The sequence below is a fragment of the Streptomyces sp. NPDC059002 genome (assembly GCF_042740435.1).
Taxonomy (GTDB): Bacteria; Actinomycetota; Actinomycetes; order Streptomycetales; family Streptomycetaceae; genus Streptomyces.
Genome location: NZ_JBHYJI010000032.1, coordinates 1 through 24,307 on the forward strand (window position 1 = coordinate 1; position 24,307 = coordinate 24,307).

Genomic DNA, 24,307 nt, shown 5'->3' on the forward strand with positions numbered 1-24,307 from the left:
CCTGAAGGTTCAGGGGGCCGCCGCCCTCGTACGTACTGCCCTGCAGGCCTAGCTGAAGGAGTCGCCGCAGGCGCAGGAGCCGGTGGCGTTCGGGTTGTCGATCGTGAAGCCCTGCTTCTCGATGGTGTCCACGAAGTCGATGGAGGCGCCGCCCAGGTAGGGAGCGCTCATCCGGTCGGTGACGACCTTCACGCCGCCGAAGTCCTTGACGACGTCGCCGTCGAGCGTGCGCTCGTCGAAGAACAGCTGGTAGCGCAGGCCCGAGCAGCCGCCGGGCTGAACGGCGACGCGCAGCGCCAGGTCGTCCCGGCCCTCCTGCTCAAGGAGGCCCTTCACCTTGGCCGCGGCGGCCTCGGACAGGAGGATGCCGTCGCTCACGGTGGTGGTCTCGTCCGATACGGACATCTGCTTCTCTCCCGGGTTGTACGGAGACTGCTTGCCGACGGTTGCAACCGGCGGGGCCGCGGATTCATTCCGGGCCGAGCGCTTTCGTCTTACCCCTTCATGCTCGCACATGGCATCCCCGGGGGCACCGGCCCTCGGACCCGCGAATTCGTCACATCGACACTATGGCCATCGTCAAACTGACGTGAAGCGGTTATGATAGATAACGTCAATTAGACGAAAAGGCATCGTCTGCAGAAAAGAAAGGGTGCGTGTCTCGTGACCACCGCCCAGTCCCCCGTGGACCTCGACGTCCAGCCGACCCCGCTCGCCCTGCTGCTGCTCGGCCGCGAGGCCGACCCCAAGAGCGAGCGCGGCGTGGAGTGCCCCGGAGATCTGCCGTCCCCCTCCGACCCGGACCTGGTGGAGCGCGCCCGCGCCGCCAAGGAGAAGCTCGGGGACAAGGTCTTCGTGCTCGGCCACCACTACCAGCGCGACGAGGTCATCCAGTTCGCGGATGTCACCGGCGACTCCTTCAAGCTGGCCAAGGACGCGGCCGCCCGGCCCGAGGCCGAGTACATCGTCTTCTGCGGCGTGCACTTCATGGCCGAGTCCGCGGACATCCTCACGACGGACGACCAGAAGGTCGTCCTGCCCGACCTCGCGGCCGGCTGCTCGATGGCCGACATGGCCACCGCCGAGCAGGTCGCCGAGTGCTGGGACGTGCTGGCCGATGCCGGGATCGCCGAACAGGTCGTGCCCGTCTCGTACATGAACTCGTCCGCCGACATCAAGGCCTTCACCGGCAAGCACGGCGGCACGATCTGTACGTCCTCCAACGCCAAGCGCGCCCTGGAGTGGGCCTTCGAGCAGGGCGAGAAGATCCTCTTCCTGCCCGACCAGCACCTCGGGCGCAACACCGCGGTCCGCGACATGGGCCTCTCGCTGGACGACTGCGTCGTCTACAACCCGCACAAGCCGAACGGCGGCCTGACCGTCGAGCAGCTGCGCGCCGCGAAGATGATCCTGTGGCGCGGGCACTGCTCCGTGCACGGGCGCTTCTCGCTGGAGTCGGTCGAGGACGTGCGCGCGCGGATTCCCGGCGTGAACGTCCTCGTGCACCCCGAGTGCAAGCACGAGGTCGTGGCCGCGGCGGACTACGTCGGCTCCACCGAGCACATCATCAAGACCCTGGAGGCGGCGCCCGCCGGGTCCAAGTGGGCCATCGGCACCGAGCTGAACCTCGTACGCCGCCTGGCGAACCGGTTCGCCGCCGAGGACAAGGAGATCGTCTTCCTCGACAAGACGGTCTGCTTCTGCTCGACCATGAACCGGATCGACCTGCCGCACCTGGTGTGGACCCTGGAGTCGCTTGCCGAGGGCAACCTCGTCAACCAGATCGAGGTCGACCGGGAGACCGAGCAGTTCGCCAAGCTGGCTCTTGAGCGGATGTTGGCGCTTCCGTAGTCCTGCTCTTCTCATGCGTAAGGGGCGCCCGCCATTGCGGGCGCCCCTTACGCGTTCTCAGCTGCTAGACGGTCGAGTCCGCGTACGCCTGCGGCGGGACTCCTGCCTTCTTCGCACGCTTCGCCTCGCGCTTCGCGCGCCTGCGTTCCTTGCGGAGTTCCACCATCGCGTAGAGCGTCGGGACGAGGAGGAGGGTGAGGAGCGTGGAGGTGATCAGGCCGCCGATGACGACCACCGCGAGCGGCTGGGCGATGAAGCCGCCCTCGCCCGTGATGCCCAGGGCCATCGGGAGCAGGGCGAAGATCGTCGCCAGGGCCGTCATGAGGATCGGCCGGAGACGGTGGCGGCCGCCCTCGATGACCGCCTCGACGGTGCCGTAACCCTGCCTGCGGTACTGGTTGATGAGGTCGATCAGGACGATCGCGTTGGTGACCACGATGCCGATGAGCATCAGCATGCCGATCATCGCGGGGACACCCATCGGGGTGTCCGTGGCGACGAGCAGGCCGATCGCGCCGGTGGCCGCGAACGGGATGGAGACCAGCAGGATCAGCGGCTGGACCAACGACCGGAAGGTCGCGACCAGGAGCATGAAGACGATCGCGATCGCCGCCAGCATCGCGAGGCCGAGCGAGGCGAACGCCTCGTCCTGGTCCTCGGAGACACCGCCGATGGAGGCCGTGGCGCCGTCCGGGAGCCGCAGCGCGTCCAGCTTCTTGGTGAGGTCCGCGCTGACCGCGCCGGTGTTGTCGCCGGTCGGCTTCGCGGTGATCGTCGCGGCGCGCGCGCCGTCGATGCGGGTCATCGAGACCGGGCCGTCCACCAGCCGCACGTCGGCGATCGCGCCGAGCTTCACACCGGGGCCCAGCGGCAGCTTCTTCAGCTCGTCCAGGGTCGTGGCCGGCTTCGCCGACTTGATGACGACATCGCGCTCGGTGTCGTCGAGGGTGGCCTTGCCGCTGGTGGTGCCGCGCACCGCCTGGGCGACGGCCTGGCCGAGGGTCGTCTGGTCGAACCCGGCATCGGCGGCCTTGGAGTTGGCCCTGACCGAGATGCGCGGGACGCTCTGCGCCAGGTCGCTCTGCACGTCGGTGACGTCGTCGAGCTTCGCGACCTCGTCGCGCACCTCGTCGGACGCCTTGCGCAGCACGTCCGCGTCGGCGGCCTTCACCACGACGCTCAGGTCCTGGCTGCCGAAGCCGTCACCGGCGGAGACCTTGGTCTGGCCGATGCCGGAGAGCTTGCCGAGCTCCTTCTCGACCAGGTCCTGCGTCTTCTCGTACGACGCCTTGTCCTTGAGGGTGAGGGTGTACGACGCCTGGTTGGTGTCCGTGCCGCCGCCGAAGGCCGCCATGAAGCCGGAGGAGCCGACCGTGACCTGGTAGTCCTTGATCTCGTCGATGCCGGACAGCATCTTCTCGATCTTCTTCGCCGAGGCGTCGGACGCCGCCAGGCTGGTGCCGGGCTTCAACTCCTGCTTGATGGAGAGGACTTCCTGCTCGCCCTGGTCGAAGAAGTTGGTCTTCAGCAGGGGGGCCATGCCGAAGGTGCCGACCAGGATGACGATCGCGATGCCGAGGCTGGTGAGGCGGCGGCGGGTCGCGAAGCGCAGGACCGGGACGTACAGCCGCTGGAGTCTGCTGCGGGTCTCCTTCTCCTCCGCCGCGCGGCGGGCCTCCTCCGGGTCGACGCCCCGGATCGCCTTGGGGGCGCGCAGGAACCAGTACGAGAGGACCGGCACGACCGTCAGCGAGACGAGCAGGGAAGCGAGCAGCGCCGCCGTGACCGTCAGCGAGAACGAGCCGAAGAGCTCACCGACCATGCCGCCGACCAGACCGATGGGCAGGAAGACCGCGACCGTGGTGAGGGTGGATGAGGTGACGGCGCCCGCGACCTCGCGGACCGCCTTGAGGATCGCCTCCTGGCGCTCCTCGCCGTAGCCGAGGTGGCGCTTGATGTTCTCCAGGACCACGATCGAGTCGTCCACGACCCGGCCGATCGCGATGGTCAGGGCGCCCAGCGTGAGCATGTTGAGCGAGAGGTCGCGGGTCCACAGGACGATCAGGGCGAGCACGACGGAGAGCGGGATGGAGACCGCGGTGACCAGCGTCGAACGGATCGACGCCAGGAAGACCAGGATGACGAGGACCGCGAAGACCAGGCCGAGCGCGCCCTCGGTGGTGAGGCCCTCGATGGACTTGGCGACGGCCGGGCCCTGGTCGCTCGCGACCGTCAACTCGGCGCCGGAACCGAGGTCCTTGCGCAGGTCGGGGAGCTTGTCCTTGACCGCGTCGGAGATGGCGACGGCGCTGCCGTCGTGATCCATGGTGACCGCGACCGCGAGACTGGGCTCGCCGTTGGTGCGGGTGATGGAGGTCGCGAGGGCCTGCTCCTGCCGGACCGTCGCGACGTCGCCGAGGCGCACCGGCTTGCCGGGCCGCTCCCCTGGCTCGGCCTCGGGGGTGATCCGCAGGTCCTGGATCTGCTTCAGGGCGGTGAAGCCGCCGCCGACCTGCACGGTGCGGTTCTTGCCGCTCTCGTCGAAGGAGCCCGCGGGGAGCGTGGCGCCGCCCGCCTGGAGCGCCTTGCCGAGCGCGGCGGTCGAAAGGCCCGCCCGCGCCAGCTTCTTGTCGTCCGGGGTGACGTCGACCTGGAGGTCGCGCACGCCGTCGACGGTGACCTGGCCGACGCCGTCGATGTCCTTCAGGGACGGTACGACGGTGCGGTCGAGCTGGTCGGCGAGGGCCTGCTGGTCCTTGTCGGAGGTGACGGAGAGGACGACGGTGGGGATGTCGTCGGTGGAGCCCGCGACGACCTGCGGGTCGACGTCGTCGGGGAGTTCGGCGCGGGCGCGGTTCACGGCCTGCTGGACGTCGGCGACGAGCTGCTTGGAGCCGTTGCCGTAGTCGAACTGGGCCATGATCACGGCGTTGCCCTCGCTCGCCGTGGAGGTGATGCCGGTGATGCCGTCGACCGCGTCGATGGTGTTCTCGAGCGGTTCGACGACCTGCTTCTCGACCACATCGGGGGACGCACCCTGGTAGGGGGCGAGCACGGACACCATGGGAAGTTCGATGGAGGGCAGCAACTGCTGCTTGAGCTGCGGTATCGCGATGGCGCCGAAGACGATCGCGATGATCGACATCAGCCCTACGAGCGCCCGTTGGGCAAGGCTGAACCTGGACAGCCAGGACATGGGGGTCTCTCTCTGTGGCGTACGCGGGGGGAGGCGGGCGGGCGCCGGGAGGTCGTTGCCTCCGGCAAGCGGATGCCCACCTCACACACCTTCAGCCATGGAGGAGGCATCGATCCTCACCCCCAGGGCCCCTTCTTGCGCCACGCCTACTGCGGGCGCAGTACGCCGCCCCCGGAACTCACTCCACCCTTGGACGTACCAGGCCCGATTCGTACGCGATGACGACGAGTTGGGCACGGTCGCGCGCGCCCAGCTTCGCCATCGCCCGGTTCACATGCGTCTTCACCGTGAGCGGGCTGACCTCGAGCCGCTCCGCGATCTCGTCGTTCGAGTGGCCGCCCGCCACCTGCACGAGGACCTCGCGCTCGCGGCCCGTGAGCGCGTCGAGCCGCTCGCCGCGCACCCGCCCCTCGCCGTCCGAACCCTCGCCCTGCGCGAGGAACTTGGCGATCAGGCCCTTGGTGGCCACCGGCGAGAGCAGCGCCTCGCCCGCCGCCGCGATCCGGATCGCGCCGAGCAGCTCGTCCGGTTCCGCGCCCTTGCCGAGGAACCCGGAGGCGCCCGCGCGCAGCGACTGCACCACGTACTCGTCGACCTCGAACGTCGTCAGCATCACCACGCGTACGTGGGCCAGAGCGGGGTCGGCGCTGATCAGGCGGGTGGCCGCGAGCCCGTCCGTGCCCGGCATGCGGATGTCCATCAGGACGACGTCGGCCCGCTCCGACTTGGCGAGCCGGACCGCCTCCGCCCCGTCGGACGCCTCGCCGACCACCTCCATGTCGGACTCGGAGTCGACCAGCACCTTGAACGCGCTGCGCAGCAGCGCCTGGTCGTCGGCGAGCAGTACCCGGATCGTCACGCGGTCCCTCCCTTGGCAGTGACGGGCAGGATCGCATGGACGCGGAAGCCCCCTCCGTAGCGGGGCCCCGCCGAGCAGCGGCCGCCGAGCGCGCCGACGCGTTCGCGCATGCCGATGAGGCCGTGCCCGCCGCCGTCGCCGTGCCCCGCCTCGTCCTTGTCGCCCTTCTCCGCGCCGGGGCCGTCGTCCAGGACGGTGACCTCCACGTTCGGCCCGACGCGCACGACGCTCACCTCGGCCTTGGCCGCCGCCCCCGCGTGCTTCTGCACATTGGTCAGCGCCTCCTGGATGATGCGGAAGGCGGCGAGGTCGACGGCGGCCGGCAGGTCGAGGCCGATCTGTCCGAGCGCCACCTCCACGGGCAGGCCCGCGTTGCGGAACGTGTCGACCAGTTCGTCGAGCCGGTGCAGTCCCGGCGCGGGCTCCGTGGGCGCCTCCGGGTCGCCGGTCTGACGCAACAGGCCGACGGTGGCGCGGAGTTCGTTGAGCGCGGAGCGGCTGGCGTCGCGGACGTGCGCGAGGGCCTCCTTGGCCTGGTCGGGCCGCTTGTCCATGACGTGCGCCGCGACGCCCGCCTGTACGTTGACGAGCGCGATGTGATGGGCGACCACGTCGTGCAGATCCCTCGCGATGCGCAGCCGCTCCTCGGCGACGCGGCGCCTCGCCTCCTCCTCGCGGGTGCGTTCCGCGCGCTCGGCGCGCTCCCTGATCGCCGCGACGAAGGCCCGGCGGCTGCGCACCGCGTCGCCCGCGGCGGCGGCCATGCCCGTCCAGGCGAAGATGCCGATGTTCTCCTGCGCGTACCAGGGCAGCGGCCCCGACAGCATCGCGACGCCGGTCAGGCCCGCCATGGTGACGAGGCCGATCCGCCAGGTCGTGGAGCGGTCGGTCCGCGCGGCCACCGTGAACAGCGCGATCACGGCAGACATCACGACGGGGTCGCGGGTCCCGCCCGTGAGCAGCTCGGCGATGGCGGCGGCGCAGGTCGCGGCGAGCACGGACCAGGGGGCGCGGCGGCGGAAGACCAGGGCGGTGGCGCCGGCGACCATCAGGACCAGGCTCGGGCCGTCCGGGGTGCGGGCGCCCCAGGTGGGGCCGTGCGGTCCGTTGGGGGTGGCGAGGGAGCCGATGACCATACAGATGAGGACGGCGGTCGCGAGGGCGGCGTCCATCGCGAGCGGGTGCGTCTTGGCCCAGCCGCGGCCTCGTACGAGTGTGGTCACTCGGTCAACGTTACGGGGCCTGGGCGGCGGCCTGGACCCTGTCTGCGGCAATGCTCCCGCGACGGCGCGGGCCGGGTACGGGAGTTCTTTCCGCTGCGGTCCGGAGGGGCTGGTCGCGCGGTTCCCCGCGCCCCTTCAGGGCCCGTCGTGGTCAGCCCGGGATCAGGCCGTCGTCGCTCAGCATTTCTCGGACCTCGTCCAGGGTCGCGTCCGGGGCGGGGAGGATGAGTTCCGAGGGTTCCAGGGCGTCGTCCGGGAGGGGGGTGCCCAGCTCCCGGACCTTGTCCAGGAGCGCGTGCAGGGTGCGGCGGAAGCCGGGCTCGTCGCCGTTCTCCATTTCTTCGAGCAGCTCGTCGTCCAGCTTGTTCAGTTCGGCGAAGTGGCTGTCGGCCAGCTCCACCTGCCCCTCCCCCATGATCCGTACGATCATGTCGTCCTCCTCGGACGTGCGTAGGGCTACTGCTTGTCGAAGCGCGGGGTGTCCTGCGGCTGCTGCTGCGGCTGGGACTGGCCCTGGCCGCCCTCGATCGCCTGCTGACCGCTGCTGGATCCTCCTGCCAGCTCGGCCTTCATGCGCTGCAGTTCCAGCTCTACATCTGTACCACCGGAGAGGCGGTCCAGCTCGGACTGGATGTCGTCCTTGGCGAGGCCGGAGGAGTCGTCGAGGGCACCGGAGGCGAGCAGTTCGTCGATCGCGCCGGCCCGCGCCTGGAGCTGCGCGGTCTTGTCCTCGGCGCGCTGGATCGCCATGCCGACGTCGCCCATCTCCTCGGAGATGCCGGAGAAGGCCTCGCCGATGCGGGTCTGCGCCTGCGCCGCGGTGTAGGTGGCCTTGATCGTCTCCTTCTTCGTACGGAAGGCGTCGACCTTGGCCTGCAGACGCTGGGCCGCGAGGGTGAGCTTCTCCTCCTCGCCCTGCAGCGTCTGGTGCTGCGTCTCCAGGTCCGTCACCTGCTGCTGGAGCGCGGCCCGGCGGGACAGGGCCTCGCGGGCCAGGTCCTCGCGGCCGAGGGCGAGGGCCTTGCGGCCCTGGTCCTCGAGGGTGGAGGACTGCTTGTTCAGCTGGGCCAGCTGCAGCTCGAGGCGCTTGCGGGAGGTCGCCACGTCGGCGACGCCGCGGCGCACCTTCTGCAGCAGCTCCAGCTGCTTCTGGTACGAGTAATCGAGGGTCTCGCGCGGGTCCTCGGCCCGGTCAAGGGCCTTGTTCGCCTTCGCGCGGAAGATCATCCCCATACGCTTCATGACACCGCTCATGGGCTTCGCGCGCCCCCTTCTGACGGACTTCCAGCTCCAGGTACTGCTCAGAACCCACAGTACGGGCCCTGCATCCATTACCGCACTGTTCGCGTGCGGATGCGCTCATCCCCAAGGACGACTGCCCACGGCTCCGCTCCGGCGTAGGGAGTAGGTGCACCCCCGTGAACCGACCCCGAACCGGTGGGGGAACCAGCCACAAAACCGGCTGGTTACCGCCTGCTACGTCCCCTTAGGCACGTAAATCAAGACGCCCGGTGTTGCCGGATCGTTCCCCGCCTGGCGGACCTCCATGCCCCCGCACCCCGTACCCTTGGATTTTGTGTTCCGTAGCCGATCCAAGGAAGAGAAGGCCCCGGCCGCGCAGGCGCCGGTGACCGACTCCAAGCAGCCCCGTGACCCGCAGGCCCCGAAGGGCCGCCCCACCCCCAAGCGCGCCATGGCGCAGTCGCAGCGCCGCAGCGTGACGAATACGCCGACGACGCGCAAGGAAGCGGCGAAGCGGCAGCGCGACGAGCGCCGCGCCCAGATGGCGAAGCAGCGCGAGGCGCTGGCCAGCGGTGACGAGCGGTTCCTGCCCGCCCGTGACAAGGGTCCCGTGCGCAAGTTCGCGCGCGACTTCGTGGACTCCCGCTTCTGCATCGCCGAGTTCTTCCTGCCGCTCGCGGTGATCATCCTCGTCCTGAGCATGGTCCGCGTGCCCCAGCTGCAGAACATCGCGCTGCTGCTCTGGCTCTTCGTGATCGTGCTGATCATCGTGGACTCGATCGCCACCGCGGTCCGCCTGAAGAAGCGCCTGAACGAGCGCTTCCCGAGCGAGAGCAAGAAGGGCGCCGTCGCGTACGCCCTGATGCGCACGCTCCAGATGCGCCGGCTGCGCCTCCCGAAGCCGCAGGTCAAGCGCGGAGAGCGGCCCTGAGCGGATTCACCGGCGGCGCCACCGCCTGGCTGTCGAAGCTGGGCGGTCTGCGCAATGCCGTACGTCAGGAACTGGTGGCCCGGCAGCTCGACGAGCAGATAGCCGCCCGCTTCCCCGTGGGGCAGCGGCTGCGGGTGCTCGACGTCGGCATGGGCCAGGGGACGCAGGCGCTGCGGCTGGCCCGTGCCGGGCACAAGGTGACGGGTGTCGAACAGGACCCCGAGATGATCGCCGCCGCGCGTGCGGCGCTCGCCGACGAGCCGGAAGGCATCAGGGGGCGGGTGCGGATCGTCGAGGGCGACGGGCACCAGACCGGGGTGCACTTCCTGCCCGGCAGCTTCGACGTGGTGCTCTGCCACGGGGTGCTGATGTACGTCGAGGAGCCCGACGCCCTCCTCGCGGGTCTTGCCAGGATGCTGGCTCCCGGGGGGCTGCTCTCGCTCGTCGTGCGCAATGCCGAGGCACTGGCCATGCGGCCCGGCATCGCCGGGGACTGGGCGGGGGCGCTCGCCGCGTTCGACTCCGTCACGTACCGCAACCGGCTCGGGATCGAGGCCCGTGCGGACCGGCTCGACGCGTTGACCGCCACCTTGGCGGGGATCGCGGCGCCTTTGCAGGTCTGGTACGGGGTGCGGGTCTTCACGGACACCGTGGGGGACGATCCCCCGCTGCCTCCCCAGGAGGAGCTGGACGCGTTGCTCGACGCGGAGGAGCGGGCGGGGCGGACCGATCCTTATCGGCGGGTTGCCGCGCTTCTGCACCTTTGCGGGGTGCGGGACTAAGCATTCCGCTGGAAGGCCGGTGCCACGTCCGCGGGTCCGATGTGGCTGGTCGCGCCCACGCGGCGGAGCCGCACGTGTCACAGCCCCGCGCCCCTGACGGGGCACCCGATTGCCCCGTGACGCGAGCGACATGCAGGGGCAATGCAGACACTCGGGGCATGGATGTCACCCGTACCCGTGTTCTCGTCGCCGCTCTCGCCGCCGTCGCTCTCGTCGGCGGCTGTTCCTCGTCCGGGTCGTCCGGCGACTCCGGCGGTTCCACCACGCAGGCCGCCCCCGCCGCCGCCAACGACCTCCAGGACGACTACCAGAAGGTGATCAAGGACGTCCTGCCGTCGGTCGTCCAGATCGATGCCGCCGAGAGCCTCGGCTCCGGGGTCGTCTACGACGACAAGGGGCACATCGTCACCAACGCCCATGTCGTGGGCGAGGAGAAGACCTTCAAGGTGACCACGGCCACCGGCGAACAGGCCCTGACCGCCCGGCTCGTCGCCGCCTATCCGGAGCAGGACCTCGCCGTCGTCAAGCTGGACGACCCGCCGGGCGGGCTGAAGGCCGCGGCGTTCGGCGACTCCACGAAGGCCGAGGTCGGGCAGATCGTGCTCGCCATGGGCTCCCCGCTCGGCCTGTCCTCCAGCGTCACCCAGGGCATCGTGTCCGCGACCGGGCGCACCGTCAGCGAGGGGCGGACCGGCGGCGGGACCGGGGCCACCATCGGCAACATGGTGCAGACGTCGGCGGCGATCAACCCGGGCAACAGCGGCGGCGCGCTCGTCGATCTCGGCGGGCAGGTCATCGGGATCCCGACGCTCGCCGCGACCGACCCGGACATGGGCGACGGCGCGGCGCCCGGCATCGGCTTCGCCATCCCGTCCTCGATGGTGAAGACCGTCGCCGACCAGATCATCAAGGACGGCAAGGTCACGGACTCGGGCCGGGCCGCGCTCGGCATCACAGGACGCACCGTGCTCGGCGACGACTACCGGCCCGCGGGCGTGGCCGTCGTCGAGGTCACGAAGGACGGCGCGGCCGCCGGTGCGGGGCTGCGGGCCGGCGACATCGTCACCGGGCTCGGCGACGCGGAGATCACCACGATCGAGTCGCTCTCCGAGGCCCTCGCCGCCGACCGGCCGGGGCAGAAGACGCGCGTGACGTATGTGCGCGACGGCGACGAGAAGAGCGCCGAGGTCACGCTCGGCGAGATGTGACCGCCCCGCGGAGGCGGCGGACATGCGGGAGGCGGCGGCCGTGGACCGGCCGCCGCCTCCGTGCGATCGGGCGCCGGTTACGCCTGCGAGTCCTCCGACTCCGCGTGCAGGCTCATCGGGCCGTAGATCTCTTTCGTGTCCTCGAAGAGCGTCACCTGGTCGGCACCGCCGTCGGCCAGTTCCTTCCAGTACTCACCGACCCAGGACTCCGCGTCGCCCTGCGTGGTGAACTCCTCGGGCTGCACCGCGGGCTGGACCTCCGTCCCGTCCGCCTTCTCGAACCGCCACGTCCATGCCGCCATGTCAGCCTCCCGAAGGTCCGTAGCGGCCTGAGAACCGCCTGAATCCGCTTGAAGCCTAGCCGGGCGCGCGGCGCTGGACCCGACGCGGGAGGATCTTCGTGTGGAACTGACTCTGCTCGGCACCGGTGCCCCCGAAGGACTGCCCCTCTCCGGCTGCCCCTGCGCGGCCTGCGCGACGGCGCTCGGCGATGCCGCGCGCGCCGCGACGGCACTCCTCGTGGACGGCGTCCTGCTGCTCGACCTCACGCCGGGCGCCGCCTTCGCGGCCGCCCGCGCGGGCCACTCGCTCGGTGGCGTGCGCCAGGTGCTGCTCTCCCATCCGCACGACGGACCCGCCGTCGAGGTCCCCGCGGGGCTTCCGCAGCCCGGCCGGGTCGCCGACGGGCGGGAGCTCGCGCTGCTGACCGGGCACCGGGTGCGCGCGGTGGCGATGGACGCGCCCGGCACCGGGTACGAGGTGACGGGGCCCGACGGGGAGCGGCTGCTCTACCTGCCGCCCGGCGGGGCGCCCGCGGGGATCGAGGGCAACGGGTCCGCCGCGGGCGGTGAGCGGATTCCGTACGAGATGGTCGTCGCCGATGTCGTCGGGCGCCCCGACGGGCTCGCCCGGCTGCGCGCGGCCGGGGCCGTCGGGCCCACCACCGATGTCGTCGCGGTGCACATCGGCCACGAGGTGCCGCCCGGCCGGGAACTGACGCGCCGCCTCGCGGCCGCGGGCGCGCGGGCGGTGCCGGACGGCACGACGCTCGTGGTCGGCGCCTACGAGGACGTGCCGGACGTGCCGCGCCGCACCCTCGTCGTCGGCGGTGCCCGCTCGGGCAAGTCCGTGGAGGCCGAGCGGCGCCTGGAGTCCTTCCCCGAGGTGCTGTACGTGGCGACCGGCGGGACCAGGAACGGCGACACCGAGTGGGCGCAGCGGGTGAGCCTGCACCGCGAGCGGCGGCCCGGGTCCTGGCGGACGGCGGAGACCTGCGATCTGGTGCCGCTGCTCGCGCAGGACGGGCCCGCGCTGCTCATCGACTGTCTTTCGCTGTGGCTGACCCACGTCATGGACGAGGTGAAGGCGTGGGACGACGCCGAGTGGGCGGGCGGCGGGGAGCGGGAGCTACGGGCGCGGGTGGCCGAACTCGCCGACGCGGTCCGCGCGACGCGCCGTACCGTCGTGGCCGTCTCGAACGAGGTCGGCTCCGGCATCGTGCCCGCCACCGCGTCGGGCCGCCGCTACCGCGACGAACTGGGCCGTCTGAACGCGGCGTTCGCGGCGGAGTGCGAGCATGTGCTCCTCGTGGTGGCGGGGCAGGCTCTGCCGCTACGTGGCTGAACGTCGCACGTGTCGGCTTGCCGCGCGTCCGCGCGTGCCATGAGCTGCCTTTATGACCATCGCCGAAGAACGCTCAGAAACCGTCGCGGGGAGAGTCAGACCCCGGCTCGACGGAGTGCCCGAGACCCTGCTGTGGACCCTGTGGAACCGGGCCTGCGAGGCCCGCCTCCCGGACACCGTCCTGGACGACCCCATGGCCGTACGGCTCGTGGAGGAGATCGACTACCCCTTCGAGGAGCGGCTCGGGCCGCCGCATCCGCTCTTCTCGCAGATCCAGGGGCTGCGCTCGCTCCGCTTCGACCAGGCGGTCAGGGAGTACGTCGCCGATCATCCGTACGCGACCGTCGTGGCACTCGGCGAGGGCCTGGAGACCGGGTTCTGGCGCACCGACAACGGGCGCATGCAGTGGCTGAGCGTGGATCTGCCCGAGGCCGCCGCGCTGCGGTCGCGGCTGCTCCCGCCGAACCCGCGCCATCATGTCGTGGCCTGCTCCGCCACCGACCTGAGCTGGCTCGACCGGGTGCGCGACCTCGACAACGGGGTGATCGTCACGGCGCAGGGGCTGTTCATGTACCTGCGGCCCGGTGAGGTCCGCTCGGTCCTTGCCGCCTGTGCCGAGCGGTTGCCCGGCGGCTCCTTCGTGCTCGACTCCCTGCCTCGCTGGGTCACCAAGGCTGCCCGCCGGGGGCGGCTGCGGATCGGTGACCTGCCCATTCCGCCGATGCACTGGGCCATGGCGGCCGACGAACGGTACAAGTTGCGCGGGGTGCATCCCGCGATCGGCGAGGTGAGGGCCCTGACGATGCCTCAGGGGCGGGGCCGCGTGGGGAAGTTGATCGAGCGGCAGCATCGGATTCCGGTGTTCCGGTCCATTTCGCCCGCGGTTACTCAGGTCTGGTTCCGCTGAGGACTGTGGGGAACTGCGGGGCCGTTGTGGCTGGTCGCGCAGTTCCCCGCGCCCCTTACGGGGCCGTGTACGCGCCGTCCACCAAGTAGTGGGCGCCGTGGACGAAGGATGCGCGGTCCGACAGGAGGAAGGCCGTCACCTCCGCCACCTCCTCCGGGGTGCCGAGGCGGCCCGCCGGGTGCAGGGACGTCAGGAGGTCGCGTACGCCCCGGTCGGCCCCGGCGAGGAGGGGCGTCTCGATGAAGCCGGGGCCCACGGCGTTGACGCGGATGCCCTGGGCGGCGTACTCGATCGCGGCGGTCTTGGTGAGGCCGACGACGGCGTGCTTGGCGGCGCTGTAGGCGGCGGAGCCGAAGAAGCCCTGCACGCCGAGCACCGACGACATGTTGACGATGGCGCCGCCGCCCGCCGCGAGCAGCGCCGGGATCTCGTGGCGCAGGCCGTGGAAGACGCCGTGCAGGTTCACGTCGACCACGCGGCGCCACTCGGCCGGGTCGAGGTCGCCGGTGAGGACCGTGGGGCCCGCGACGCCCGCGTTGTTGACGGCGAGGTGCAGCGCCCCGAAGACCGACACCGTGGTGGCGACGGCCGTCTCGACCTGCGCCGGGTCCGTGACGTCGACGGTGAGGGGGATCGCGTGGGCGCCGCACGAGGTCAGCTCGGCGGCGGCCTTGCCCGCGCCCTCCGCGTCCCGGTCGGCGCAGGCGACGGCCGCACCCGCGGCGGCGAGGCGGCGGGCGACGGCGAGGCCGATGCCGGAGGCCGCACCGGTGACCAGGGCGGTGCGGCCCGCGAACTCGCGGTTCTCGTACGTCACTTGTCGTCGCCCCTGCGGGCGATGACCCGGTAGGCGTTGGAGAAGCCGGTGCGGGTGAGCAGCGGCGGCAGGAACCTGTCGAGGCCGTACGCCACCGCGATCAGCGGCACCGACGCCCACCAGGCCGCCTGCCGCAGCTTGAGCTGCCGCGGGGTCGCGGCCTTGGACCGCCAGGGCACGTCGGCCTTGGGGAAGTGGCAGTTGAGGAAGAGCGCCACGGCCGTCGTCAGGTCGAACGGCACGTGCGGTTCGCGGCGTTCGACGCCGACGACCGTGAAGCCGAGTTCCGCCAGCTCCTTCTTGAGATTGGCGAGCGGCACGAAGTGCAGGTGCTGCGGCTGGAAGTACGACACCCACCACTTGCCGAGCAGTTTGGTGTAGCGGCACTCGGGGTCGGGGACCTCGATCATCAGATGGCCGCCGGGGCGCAGGACGGTCTTCGCGGCCCTGAGTTCCTCGCGCGGGTCGAGGCTGTGCTCCAGGTAGTGGAACATGCTCATCGCGTCGTAGCGGCCAGCGAGGGACTCGGCGAGCTCGGTGAGGAAGCCGCGGTGCCCCTCCTCGATGCGGCCGTGCCGCACGCCTTCCTCGATGCCGTCGCTCAGATCGAGCCCGTCGAAGGAGGTGTACGGGAGGACCTGCTTGGCCAGGGCGGGGAAGTGTGCGTGGCCGGTGCCGACGTCGAGCCAGCACTCGGGCTCGTCGAAGCTGCGCAGGGCGCGGGCGCTGGAGAGGTAGCGCTTGGTGCTGGACTCGGCGCCGAAGAGCTTCTCGGCCTCCTTGCCGCCGAGGCCGTCGTAGAAGTCCCGGTAGTAGAAGTCCAGGCCCTCGGGGGTCAGTCGGGGGTTCTGGAAGGAGTGGGCGCAGTCGCCGCACTGGTCGAGCGTGAAGGTGCCCGGCTTGTGCTGGATGAGGTCGGTGGTGCGCAGCCTGACGCGCAGCCGCGAGGAGCCGCACCAGGGGCAGTCGGTGCGGCGCGGCTCGTGGAACCTCTCGGTGCCCTGGGCGAGTTCGGCGAGATAGGCGGGCCGCCGTTCGGCGACTTGCTGGGCGACGTCCGTGCTCATGGTCGTACTCCTGAAGTGTGGGGGGCTTTTCGGGGCGGCCGGGGTCAGACCGCGAGCTTTTCGAGGTGGGCGGCGGCCGCCGGGGCGCCGCCCGCCGCGCGGAAGGAGTCGCGTACGCGCCGGGCGGCAGTGCCGTACGCGGGGTCGGTGAGCACGGCGTCGAGGGCCGCGCCCAGCTGGGTGCGCCCGGCGCGCCCGAACCGCACGCGGACGCCCGCGCCCGCCGTGGTGACCTGCGCGGCGATCACCGGCTGGTCGTCGCGGATGGGGGCGACGACGAGCGGGACGCCGTGCCACAGCGACTCGGCGACGGTGTTGTGCCCGGCGTGGCAGACGACGGCGGACGTCCGGGCCAGGAGCGGGAGCTGGGGGACGCGCGGGGTGACGAGCACATCGGCGTCGGAGCCGGTGTCGAGGACGCCGCCGGGGTCGACGAGCACCGCCTGGAGCCGTGCGGAGCGCTCCCGTACGGCGGCGGCGCAGTCGGCGAGGAAGCGGCCGCCGGTGTCGGTGTTGGCGGTGCCGAGCGAGACGAGGACGAGGGCGCGGTCGGGGTCGAGCCACGCCCAGGGGAAGTCGGGTGCGGGGCGCTCAGCGATCGCGGGTCCGACCCAGCGGGCCTGCGGGGCGTCGCAGCCCGCGAGTTCGGGGGTGCTGAAGGCGATCTGGAGGTGCGGCGAGAAGCGGGGGTCGTAGGTCGCCGAGGGGTCGCCGAGCCGGTCGCGCAGGCCGCCGAGCAGCCCTTCGATCCATGCCGCCACCTTCGGCATGCCGTCGAGTGCGCCGCTGAACTCGGCGGTCGTGGTGGCCGACGTGGCGTACGGAATGCCGTGCCGCTCGGCGACGAGGGCGCCCGCGAGTGCCTGCTGGTCGGCGACGACGACGTCCGGCCGGAACGCGTCGACCGCCTGCTCGACACCGGGCGCCATGGCTTCGGCGAGCGGCCCGAAGCACTCCTGCCACAGGAACTGGAGGGCCGCGACGCCGCGCAGCTCGGGCGGCCTGGTCAGCTCCCCCGGCGTCCCGCAGGCGTACGACTCGGTTTCCGGGCCGACCAGTTGGGCGATCGGCTCCGGGTGCCCGGCCCAGGCGACGCGGTGGCCGCGGTCGGTCAGCTCGGCGGCGACGCCGACCAGGGGGTTGATGTGCCCGACGAGCGGCGGCACGACGAAGAGGAAGCGGCTCACCGCGCCACCCCGCTGCGGCCGAGTTCCTTGTGGCCTTCGCGCACCCAGTCCAGGAGGAGCGAGCCGACGGTCTCCGGTGTGCCGACGAGGACCGAGTGGCCGTGCCCCTCGACGTTGAGGGTGCGGCAGCGCGGCAGCAGGCCGGTGAGCCAGGGGGCCATGTCGGCGAGGTCGGAGTCGGCGCCGTAGACGGCGAGGACGGGGATGTCGAGGGCGCGCCACCGCTCCTCGTCGGGGATGCGGCTCGCGGCGATGTCCTCGGCGATGCTGGTGCCGTGCAGGATGCGCTGCGCCCACCGGACGAGCCGGGCCTCGTGGCGGCCGTACGTCTCCTCGATCCACGGCAGCGTGCGCTCGTCGCGGAGTTTGTACGCGGATCCGGCGAGCAGCCCGCTCATCTTCTCGGCCCAGGCGGCGGTGGGCGGCTCCGACTCGACCATGAGGACGCTGGCGACCCGGTCGGGGTGGTGCAGGGCCAGGTCGAGGGCGACGGTGCCGCCGAAGGAGTTGCCGACGAGGTGGACGGGGCGGTGGATGCCGAGGGTGTCGAGGAGGGCCGCGAGGTCGGCGGTGAACTCCTCGATGCGGTAGCCCCGTTCGGGCCGTGCGCTGCGGCCGTGGCCCCGCTGGTCGTACATGACGACGTCGTATCCGGCGGCCGCGAACTCGGGTGCGACGGTGAAGTAGTAGCTGGTGAGGTTGTCGGTGGCGATGCCGTGCACGAGCACGACGGTCTCGCCGCCCGGCTTCCCGAGCCGCTCGACGTTGAGGCGGGCACCGCCCGCTTCGACGACCGTCACCGCAGTTGCCCGCTGACGTAGCGGACCACCTGGCCGACGGAGAGACCGATGATCTCGGGGAGTTCGAGGGAGGCGAAGAAGGCGGGGAAGTCGACGCGGTCGCCGTAGCGGCGGCGCAGCTCGCCGGTGAGGGTGACGAGGTCGATGGACTCCAGGTCGAGGTCCTCGACGAACCGGGTGTCCATGGTGATCGGCGTCGCCGCCAGCTCGGCCTCGTCGAGCACGGCGCCCAGGGCGTCGGTGAGCTGGGCGAGGACGGCACGCTCGTCGGCGACGGCTTCGTCGGTGATGGGGCTGCTGGTCATGCGGTGTTCTCCTTGTTCTCTTCGGTCCCCTCGGTCGCCTCGGTCTCCTCGGTCGGGTCCGCCGAGTCGGTCCAGGCGACGATGTAGCTGCGGGGCGGCAGGCCCACCGGGTTCGCGGCCCCCGCGGTGCGCACCCGGTGGACGCGGCCCGCGGGCGTCCGCACGGTCAGCGCGCCGTCCGCGTGCACGGCCGTGACCGTGAAGTCCCGGGGGCGGCCGCCGAGTCCGGTGCCTTCGGCCTTGGCGGCGGCCTCCTTGGCGGCCCAGAAGCAGGTCAGGGCGCGGGCACGGTCGCCGTCGCGGGCGGCAAGCTCGTCGAGGAGGGGGTGTTCGGCGGGGGCGAGCGCGGCGTCGTACGTCGCATCGGGCCGCTCGGTGATCTCCTCGATGTCGATGCCGACGGGGCCTTCCCGCGCCGGGCGCGCGAGGGCGACGCCCGCCTCGGCGCAGTGCGCCAACGACAGGACCAGCGGAGGGAGTCGCCGCCCGTGGACGCCTTCCGGGTAGGGCCGCCCGCTGTCCTCGTTGGCGATCCGGACCTCGCCGGGGAACACCGGTCCTTCGCCGCGCGCCCACAGCTGGCGGCGCACGGCGTCCTTCGCGGCGATCCGGCCGAGGAACCACTGCCGTTTGCCGCGCGGCGGATGCGCCGCGTACTGGTCCCGCTCGGCGCCGGCGAGCTGGTTGCGCATCATCAGATCGCGGGACGCCGGGTCGGGCCAGTACTCGAAGACGAGCTGCCAGCCGCCGGGCCGCTCGTCGGAGAGGGTGTGCTCCTCGGGCCTGCGCTTGACCGGGTCGATACGGGCCGGTGAGTCGAAGCGGCGGTCCTGCCAGCCGCGGATGTCCGCCCACACGACGCCCTCGTGGCTGAGCCGCACATCGGCTTCGAGGACGGTCTCGGTGAGGGCGGTGACACGGATGTCGCAGTGCAGTTCCGTGCCGGGGGCCGGGTGCGGCCCGTGGAAGCGGGCCTCGCGGATCCCCACGGGGAAGACGACGGTGCGGTCGGAGTGGGTGGCCATCAGCCAGTAGCCGAGCAGCTGGCCGACGTTGTCGAGCAGGGCGCCCGGCGCGGGCGGCGTGGTGAGGACGCCGCGCACGTGCCGGTCGCCGAGCCCTTCGACGCGGGTGACACCGCGGAAGAGCGGGCCGTGGAACATCCACCGCTCGTCGTACATCTCCTGCGCGGAGACCGTCGGCAGGCGCTCCCCGTCCGGGACGGGCCAGGGGGCGGGCGCCGCAGGGTAGGCGTCGGCGGTGACGACGGTGGCCCTCGCGTACCGCCCGAAGCCCACGTCGTACCGGCCGGGTGCCTGTCGCTCGACGTCCAGCCCGACCTGGACGGCCGGTTCGGCGACGACCCACTCCAGGAAGCGGGCGTCGCGGACGGTGACGGGGACGCCGCTCCCGGAGGTGCGGGCGCCGGGGACGGCGTCCATCATCAGCTGGATGATCGTCGTCGCCGGGACGACGGGCCAGCGGTCCGCCACGTCGGGCCAGTCGGCGCGCTGCTTGAAGAAGCAGTGGTCGATGAGGTGGGGCATGGCGGCGACGCTGACGTCCACGGGGCGGGGCGCGGGAGGTGGTTCCGCTCCCCGGGTGGGGGCGGGCATGGCCGCCGGAGCCACGGTCACGGGCGGGCCGACCGGCGCGGCCTGCGCCGGGCGTCCCGCGAACAGGTCCGCGGCGAGCGACGCCGTCGAGTCGAGCAGGGACCGCAGCTCCTCCGCCGCCGGGAAGCGCGCGGCGACCGGGGCGAGGACGTCCTGCCGGGCCCCCGTGCGCAGGGCCGAACGGAGCCGGTCCCGGGTGTCGGGGCCGAGCGACACCGGCGCGGCGCCCAGGGCCACCGGCACGGCGTGCGCGGGCCGCCGCGCCGTGGCGAACGCCGAGAAGTCCGGTTCCGCCCCGCAGGCCCAGAGCCCCGCCGCCACCCTGCGCAGCTGCGAAAGCCCGCTGTGCCGCGCCGAGTTGGCGCTCACCGCTAGGTGGTCCCTGGCCGCCAGCGTGTCACCGACCAGCGCGGGCAGCTGACCCGAGCCGAGCTGGACGAACGCCCGCACCCCGGCCGCGTACAGCGCCTCGACGAGCTGCCGGAACCGCACGGGTTCGAGCAGATGCCGTACGAAGAGCGCGCGCACCTCCCGCTCCCCCGCCGGGAACGGCGCGGCGGTCGTGCCCGACCACACCGGCACGGTCGCCCCGTGCAGCGTGAACCGTTCGCTCGCCTCCTGGATCGGCGCGAGATACGGCGCCAGCATCGGCGTGTGGAAGCCGGACTCGAACGGCAGCACCTGCCCGAGCACCCCGTCCGCCCGCAACTCCCGCGCGAGCGCCTCCACTTCGGCGTACGGCCCGCACGCGATGGACTGCCGCGGTGCGTTGTCGTGCGACAGTACGACGCCGGGGTGGCGCCCGAGCGCCGCCGCGACCTGCGCCGCGGGCGCCCCGAAAGCGGCGAAGGCGAGGCCGGGGACGCGCAGCACGGAAGGGTCGAAGTCCCGCAGGAACGCGTCCACTTCGTCGTCCGCGAACATGCCGCCCGCCACCATCGCCGTCCACTCGCCGACACTGTGGCCCGCCACGGCGTCCGGCGTGACGCCGACGCGGGCGAGCGCGGCGGACAGGAGACGGCCCACACGGACCACGGCCGCGCCGTGCTCGGCGACGTCGCCGACGCGGGCGTCCAGGCCGGCCGGCCTCGGGAGGCCGAAGTGCGCGGCGACGTCGTCGACCTGGGGAGTGAACTCGGCTTCCAGGCCGGGGAAGAGGAAGGCGGTCCGGCCTGCGCCGGGGTGGTCTCCCAGGAGGGGTTCCGGGGCGCACCACACGTCGCTGCGGCCGCCCCAGAACTTTGCTCTGGCGGCGGCCGATCTCGCCAGGGCGAGGCGTTTGGGGGTGGGGGCGAGGATGGCCACCCGGGCGGGGCCCGGGGCGGGGTCTCCCTGGCGGGTGCGGAGTTCGGCGTCGTCGGCGTCCAGGAGTTCCGCGAGTTCGCCCGGCGTCCGGGCGGCGATCCGCACCAGAAGTTCGGGTTCGTTGACCTTGCTGATGCCTCGGTGATGGCCCCCTGCACCGGGGGCACAGCCGGGAGCGCCTGCAGTCGTAGGCGCTCCCTCCAGCACCACATGCCCATTGATGCCCCCGAAGCCGAACGCGTTGACCGCTGCCCGGCGGAGGTCGGTGTGCCAGGGGGTTGCCTGGGGCAGGGGGCGGAAGCGGGTGCGGAGGAGGGCCGGGTGGGGGTCGTCGCAGTGGGGCATCGGGGGGAGTTCGGCGTGGTGGATGGCCAGGGCCGCCTTGATGAGGCCCGCGATGCCCGCCGCGGGCATCGTGTGGCCGATCTGGGCCTTGACCGAGCCGATCACCGCGTCCGGCTCGTGCGGGGTCCCGAACACCTCGGCCAGGGTGGCCATTTCGGCCCCGTCGCCGTTCGGCGTGCCGGTGCCGTGCGCCTCCAGGAGGCCGAGGGAGCCGGGGGCCGACGGGTCGAGGCCCGCCGCCTGCCAGGCGAGGCGGACGGCCCGCGCCTGCCCGCCCGGGTCGGGGTTGACCAGCGAGGCGGCGCGCCCGTCCCCGGCGATGCCGACCCCGCGTACGACCGCGTAGACCCGGTCACCGGAACGGAGCGCGTCGTCGAGGCGCTTGAGGACCACGACGCCCGTGCCCTCGCCCATCAGGACGCCGTCGGCCTCCCGGTGGAAGGGGCGGATCCGCTGGGACGGGGAGAGGGCGCGGAGCTGTGCGAAGACCGACCAGAGGGTGATGTCGTGGCAGTGGTGGACGCCCCCGGCGAGCATCACGTCGCAGCGGCCCGACGCCAGTTCCGCGACCGCCTGGTCGAGTGCGACCAGCGAGGAGGCGCAGGCCGCGTCGACGGTGTAGGCGGGGCCGCGCAGGTCGAGGCGGTTGGCGATGCGGGACGCGGCGAAGTTGGGGACGAGGCCGATCACGGACTCGGGCGTCTGCTCACCGCCGACCGCGTCGCGGAACGCGGTGCGCACCTCCGCCAGGCGTTCCTCGGGCAGCTCGGGCAGCAACTCCCGCAGGGTGCGGACCAGTTGGCCGGACGTACGGACCTGCTGGTCGAGGCGGGCCAGGCCGTCCGTGAGATAGCCGCCGCGGCCGAGCACGACGCCGGTCCTCGCCGGGTCGGGCGGCGCGCCGCCCGCGTCGGCGAGGGCGGCGGCCGCGGTGCGCAGCGCGATCAGCTGGTCCGGTTCGGTCGTCGGGACCGAACCGGGCATGATGCCGAACGCCGTCGGGTCGAAGGCGGCCAGCTCGGGCAGGCCGTCGACGAAGCCGCCGCGGCGGCAGTAGATCCCGTCGGGCCGGTAGTGGTCGGCCTGGTCCCAACGGGCCGCGGGAACCTCGGAGATGGCGTCGGTCGCGCTGCGCACATTGCGCCAGTACGTGTCCAGATCGGCGGCACCGGGCAGCGTGACCGCCATTCCGACGATCGCGACGGGCGGCCGGGGCTGCGCCTGCACCCCGGTCACCAGCCCGATGCGGTGTAGACGACCTCGTCGGTCTCCGCGTCGCCCCAGGCCAGCTCGCGCAGCAGGGCGAGGACGCCTTCCTCGGGGTCGATCAAGGAGATGCCGCGGCGCGCGTACTCGCGGCCCAGCTCCTGCGAGACCATGCCGCCGTGCGCGCCCGTCGGCGCCCAGGGGCCCCAGTGGACGGTGAGCGCCCGGCTGCCGGTGGCGTCGCGCCAGTGCCTGCCGAGACCGGCGAGGGCGTCGTTGGCGGCGGCGTAGTCGATCTGGCCGCGGTTGCCGTAGACGGCGGAGATGGAGCCGAACAGGACGGCGAAGCGCGGGAGTTCGGGCAGCCGGTGCACGGCGGCGAGCAGCGCCTTCGCGCCGTCGACCTTGGTGCCGTAGACGCGGGCGAAGGACTCGGGGTCCTTCTCCGCGACGAGCCGGTCCTCGATGATCCCCGCGGCGTGCACGATGCCGTCGACGCGGCCGTGCCGTGCGTACACGTCCTTGACCGCCTGCTGCACGGCCTCCGCGTCGCGCAGGTCGAGCGCGCGGTACCCGGCGGTGCCGCCCGCCGCGCGGATCTCGGCGAGGGTCTGCGCCACCTCGCGGGCGGCGAGGATGCGGCCCGCCTCCCGCTCGATCTCGGCGGGGCGCAGGCCGCCGCGGGCGGCGATGGCGGCGCGCAGGGACACCTTGTCGTGGGCGGCGGGGAACGGGTCGCCGCCCTCGGCGAGTTCGGTGCGGCCGAGGAGTTCGACGCGGCAGCGGGACGCGGTGGCGAGGGCGACGGCGAACCGTGCGGTGATGCCGCGGGCGCCGCCGGCCAGCAGGACCACGGAGTCCGGGCCGAGGCCGAGCACGGCGGCCTCCGCCGCCCCGTCCCCCGCGGGGCCCGCCCCGCCGCCGCCGAGCAGGCCGAGCCCGCATTCGTACGCCTCGACGCCGCGCCTCGTCCCGACGGCGCCGCTCGCGCCGCCCGCGCTGTCCCCGCGGAGCACGACGGGCTCCCGGTCCGGGGCGAGCAGTTCCTCCACGAGGGCCTCCGCCTGGTCGGTGGGTGACCAGGCGGCGTCCAGGTCGACGACGCGGGCGAGGGTGTCCGGGTATTCGCGGGCGACGGTGCGGAAGAAGCCGCTGAGCCCGTTGGCGTCCCCGGTGTACCTGGCACAGACCAGCCAGCGCGGCGCGCGCCGCAGCACGCCCTTGAACACCGGGAACTGCCCCGGCAGCAGTGCCTCTCCGACGGGCGCGAGCGCCCCGACGTGCAGCACGCCGTCGAGCGGCTCCTGCCGCCCTTCGAGGTCACCGGTCCCCCGCGTCGCCCGGGCGCCGAGCACGGTGAGCCGCGTGACCAGCGCCTGCGCGACGGGCGTCCCGTCCCCGATGACGAGGAAGTGCCGCCCCCGCAGATCCTGCTCCACGGAGCCCGGGGCGGGCGCGGGGGCCAGCGGGGTGGGGCGCAGGAGGTAGCGCTTGGGGGTGGAGCCGGTGAGGGGGGCGGGCTGCTGCGTGGCGCCGTCGGACGTACGGGACGACGGTGCCCCGGTGCCGGAGACGTCGGAAGTCGGCGGGCCGGACGCGAGGCTCTCCGGCGGCCGGGTGTCGAGGGCGGGGCGTTCCGGGGTCTGTGTGGCGGGCGTGGCTGCTGTGGCCTGCGGGGTGTCCACCGGGGCGGTGGGCGCCGGGAGTTCGACGGCGGGCTCGGGCCGTGCCGGTGTGCCAAGGCGCCCCGTCAGCCACTCCGCGATGCCCGCCGCGGTGCGTGCCCGCGTCAGCTCCTCCAGCTCCGCGTCCGGAAGCGACCGCAGATCCACCCCCG

20 protein-coding genes are annotated in these 24,307 nt (G+C 72.6%); 6 read left to right on the forward strand and 14 right to left on the reverse strand.

Annotated elements, in window-relative coordinates:
• Positions 1-48: 48 nt before the first annotated feature.
• A complete protein-coding gene (locus tag ACFWZ2_RS26060; RefSeq protein ID WP_384549577.1) occupies positions 49-405 on the reverse strand; it encodes a HesB/IscA family protein in 357 nt (118 codons plus the stop codon).
• Between the two features lie 258 nt (positions 406-663).
• On the opposite strand from ACFWZ2_RS26060, the gene nadA reads away from it, so the two are divergent.
• Positions 664-1,851 carry a quinolinate synthase NadA gene (nadA, locus tag ACFWZ2_RS26065; protein ID WP_384549579.1) on the forward strand — a complete coding sequence of 396 codons (1,188 nt, stop codon included), beginning with the start codon at positions 664-666 and terminating at the stop codon, positions 1,849-1,851.
• A 64-nt stretch (positions 1,852-1,915) separates the two neighbouring features.
• Here nadA and ACFWZ2_RS26070 read toward each other — a convergent pair whose 3' ends face one another.
• From ACFWZ2_RS26070 to ACFWZ2_RS26090, 5 genes are all read right to left on the reverse strand, one after another.
• A complete protein-coding gene (locus ACFWZ2_RS26070; RefSeq protein WP_384549581.1) occupies positions 1,916-5,047 on the reverse strand; it encodes an efflux RND transporter permease subunit in 3,132 nt (1,043 codons plus the stop codon).
• A gap of 178 nt (positions 5,048-5,225) precedes the next feature.
• Entirely contained in the window at positions 5,226-5,906 is a 681-nt protein-coding gene (locus ACFWZ2_RS26075) for a response regulator (RefSeq protein WP_384549582.1), read from the reverse strand.
• Positions 5,903-7,129, reverse strand: coding sequence for a sensor histidine kinase (locus ACFWZ2_RS26080; RefSeq protein WP_384549584.1), 1,227 nt, complete (start codon positions 7,127-7,129; stop codon positions 5,903-5,905). Before ACFWZ2_RS26080 ends, ACFWZ2_RS26075 begins: the two co-directional genes overlap by 4 nt.
• 151 nt (positions 7,130-7,280) lie before the next feature.
• Positions 7,281-7,559, reverse strand: coding sequence for a hypothetical protein (locus tag ACFWZ2_RS26085; RefSeq protein WP_384549586.1), 279 nt, complete (start codon positions 7,557-7,559; stop codon positions 7,281-7,283).
• Positions 7,560-7,585: 26 nt separating this feature from the next.
• Positions 7,586-8,383, reverse strand: a complete 798-nt coding sequence (locus ACFWZ2_RS26090) for a PspA/IM30 family protein (RefSeq protein ID WP_320591218.1) — start codon at positions 8,381-8,383, stop codon at positions 7,586-7,588.
• A 292-nt stretch (positions 8,384-8,675) separates the two neighbouring features.
• On the opposite strand from ACFWZ2_RS26090, the gene ACFWZ2_RS26095 reads away from it, so the two are divergent.
• The 3 genes from ACFWZ2_RS26095 to ACFWZ2_RS26105 all read left to right on the forward strand — a co-directional run bounded on the left by ACFWZ2_RS26095 (position 8,676) and on the right by ACFWZ2_RS26105 (position 11,292).
• Entirely contained in the window at positions 8,676-9,302 is a 627-nt protein-coding gene (locus ACFWZ2_RS26095) for a DUF3043 domain-containing protein (protein ID WP_384549588.1), read from the forward strand.
• A gap of 74 nt (positions 9,303-9,376) precedes the next feature.
• Positions 9,377-10,084 (forward strand): class I SAM-dependent methyltransferase, encoded by a 708-nt coding sequence (locus ACFWZ2_RS26100; protein WP_384549590.1) that lies wholly within the window; start codon positions 9,377-9,379, stop codon positions 10,082-10,084.
• 158 nt (positions 10,085-10,242) lie between these two features.
• Positions 10,243-11,292 (forward strand): S1C family serine protease, encoded by a 1,050-nt coding sequence (locus tag ACFWZ2_RS26105; RefSeq protein ID WP_384549592.1) that lies wholly within the window; start codon positions 10,243-10,245, stop codon positions 11,290-11,292.
• Positions 11,293-11,369: 77 nt separating this feature from the next.
• Here ACFWZ2_RS26105 and ACFWZ2_RS26110 read toward each other — a convergent pair whose 3' ends face one another.
• Positions 11,370-11,594 (reverse strand): hypothetical protein, encoded by a 225-nt coding sequence (locus tag ACFWZ2_RS26110; protein WP_384549594.1) that lies wholly within the window; start codon positions 11,592-11,594, stop codon positions 11,370-11,372.
• Positions 11,595-11,694: 100 nt separating this feature from the next.
• Here ACFWZ2_RS26110 and ACFWZ2_RS26115 point away from each other — a divergent pair, with 100 nt between their 5' ends.
• The gene (locus ACFWZ2_RS26115) at positions 11,695-12,915 is read left to right on the forward strand and encodes a bifunctional adenosylcobinamide kinase/adenosylcobinamide-phosphate guanylyltransferase (protein ID WP_384549596.1); all 1,221 of its coding nucleotides are present in this window, start codon (positions 11,695-11,697) and stop codon (positions 12,913-12,915) included.
• A gap of 52 nt (positions 12,916-12,967) precedes the next feature.
• Positions 12,968-13,822, forward strand: a complete 855-nt coding sequence (locus ACFWZ2_RS26120) for a class I SAM-dependent methyltransferase (protein WP_384549598.1) — start codon at positions 12,968-12,970, stop codon at positions 13,820-13,822.
• 55 nt (positions 13,823-13,877) lie between these two features.
• Here ACFWZ2_RS26120 and ACFWZ2_RS26125 read toward each other — a convergent pair whose 3' ends face one another.
• From ACFWZ2_RS26125 to ACFWZ2_RS26155, 7 genes are all read right to left on the reverse strand, one after another.
• Entirely contained in the window at positions 13,878-14,639 is a 762-nt protein-coding gene (locus ACFWZ2_RS26125; RefSeq protein ID WP_384549600.1) for an SDR family NAD(P)-dependent oxidoreductase, read from the reverse strand.
• Positions 14,636-15,706 (reverse strand): class I SAM-dependent methyltransferase, encoded by a 1,071-nt coding sequence (locus ACFWZ2_RS26130; protein WP_384549602.1) that lies wholly within the window; start codon positions 15,704-15,706, stop codon positions 14,636-14,638. Before ACFWZ2_RS26130 ends, ACFWZ2_RS26125 begins: the two co-directional genes overlap by 4 nt.
• Positions 15,707-15,750: 44 nt before the next feature.
• Complete coding sequence (locus ACFWZ2_RS26135; RefSeq protein WP_384549604.1) at positions 15,751-16,893, reverse strand: glycosyltransferase; 1,143 nt, start codon at positions 16,891-16,893, stop codon at positions 15,751-15,753.
• Positions 16,890-17,693 carry an alpha/beta fold hydrolase gene (locus tag ACFWZ2_RS26140; protein ID WP_384549606.1) on the reverse strand — a complete coding sequence of 268 codons (804 nt, stop codon included), beginning with the start codon at positions 17,691-17,693 and terminating at the stop codon, positions 16,890-16,892. Before ACFWZ2_RS26140 ends, ACFWZ2_RS26135 begins: the two co-directional genes overlap by 4 nt.
• Entirely contained in the window at positions 17,690-17,998 is a 309-nt protein-coding gene (locus tag ACFWZ2_RS26145) for an acyl carrier protein (protein WP_384549608.1), read from the reverse strand. Before ACFWZ2_RS26145 ends, ACFWZ2_RS26140 begins: the two co-directional genes overlap by 4 nt.
• Complete coding sequence (locus ACFWZ2_RS26150) at positions 17,995-22,500, reverse strand: beta-ketoacyl synthase N-terminal-like domain-containing protein (RefSeq protein WP_384549610.1); 4,506 nt, start codon at positions 22,498-22,500, stop codon at positions 17,995-17,997. Before ACFWZ2_RS26150 ends, ACFWZ2_RS26145 begins: the two co-directional genes overlap by 4 nt.
• A partial coding sequence (locus tag ACFWZ2_RS26155) for an SDR family NAD(P)-dependent oxidoreductase (RefSeq protein WP_384549612.1) occupies positions 22,497-24,307 on the reverse strand: 1,811 nt, incomplete at its 5' end. The genes ACFWZ2_RS26150 and ACFWZ2_RS26155, both read right to left, overlap by 4 nt.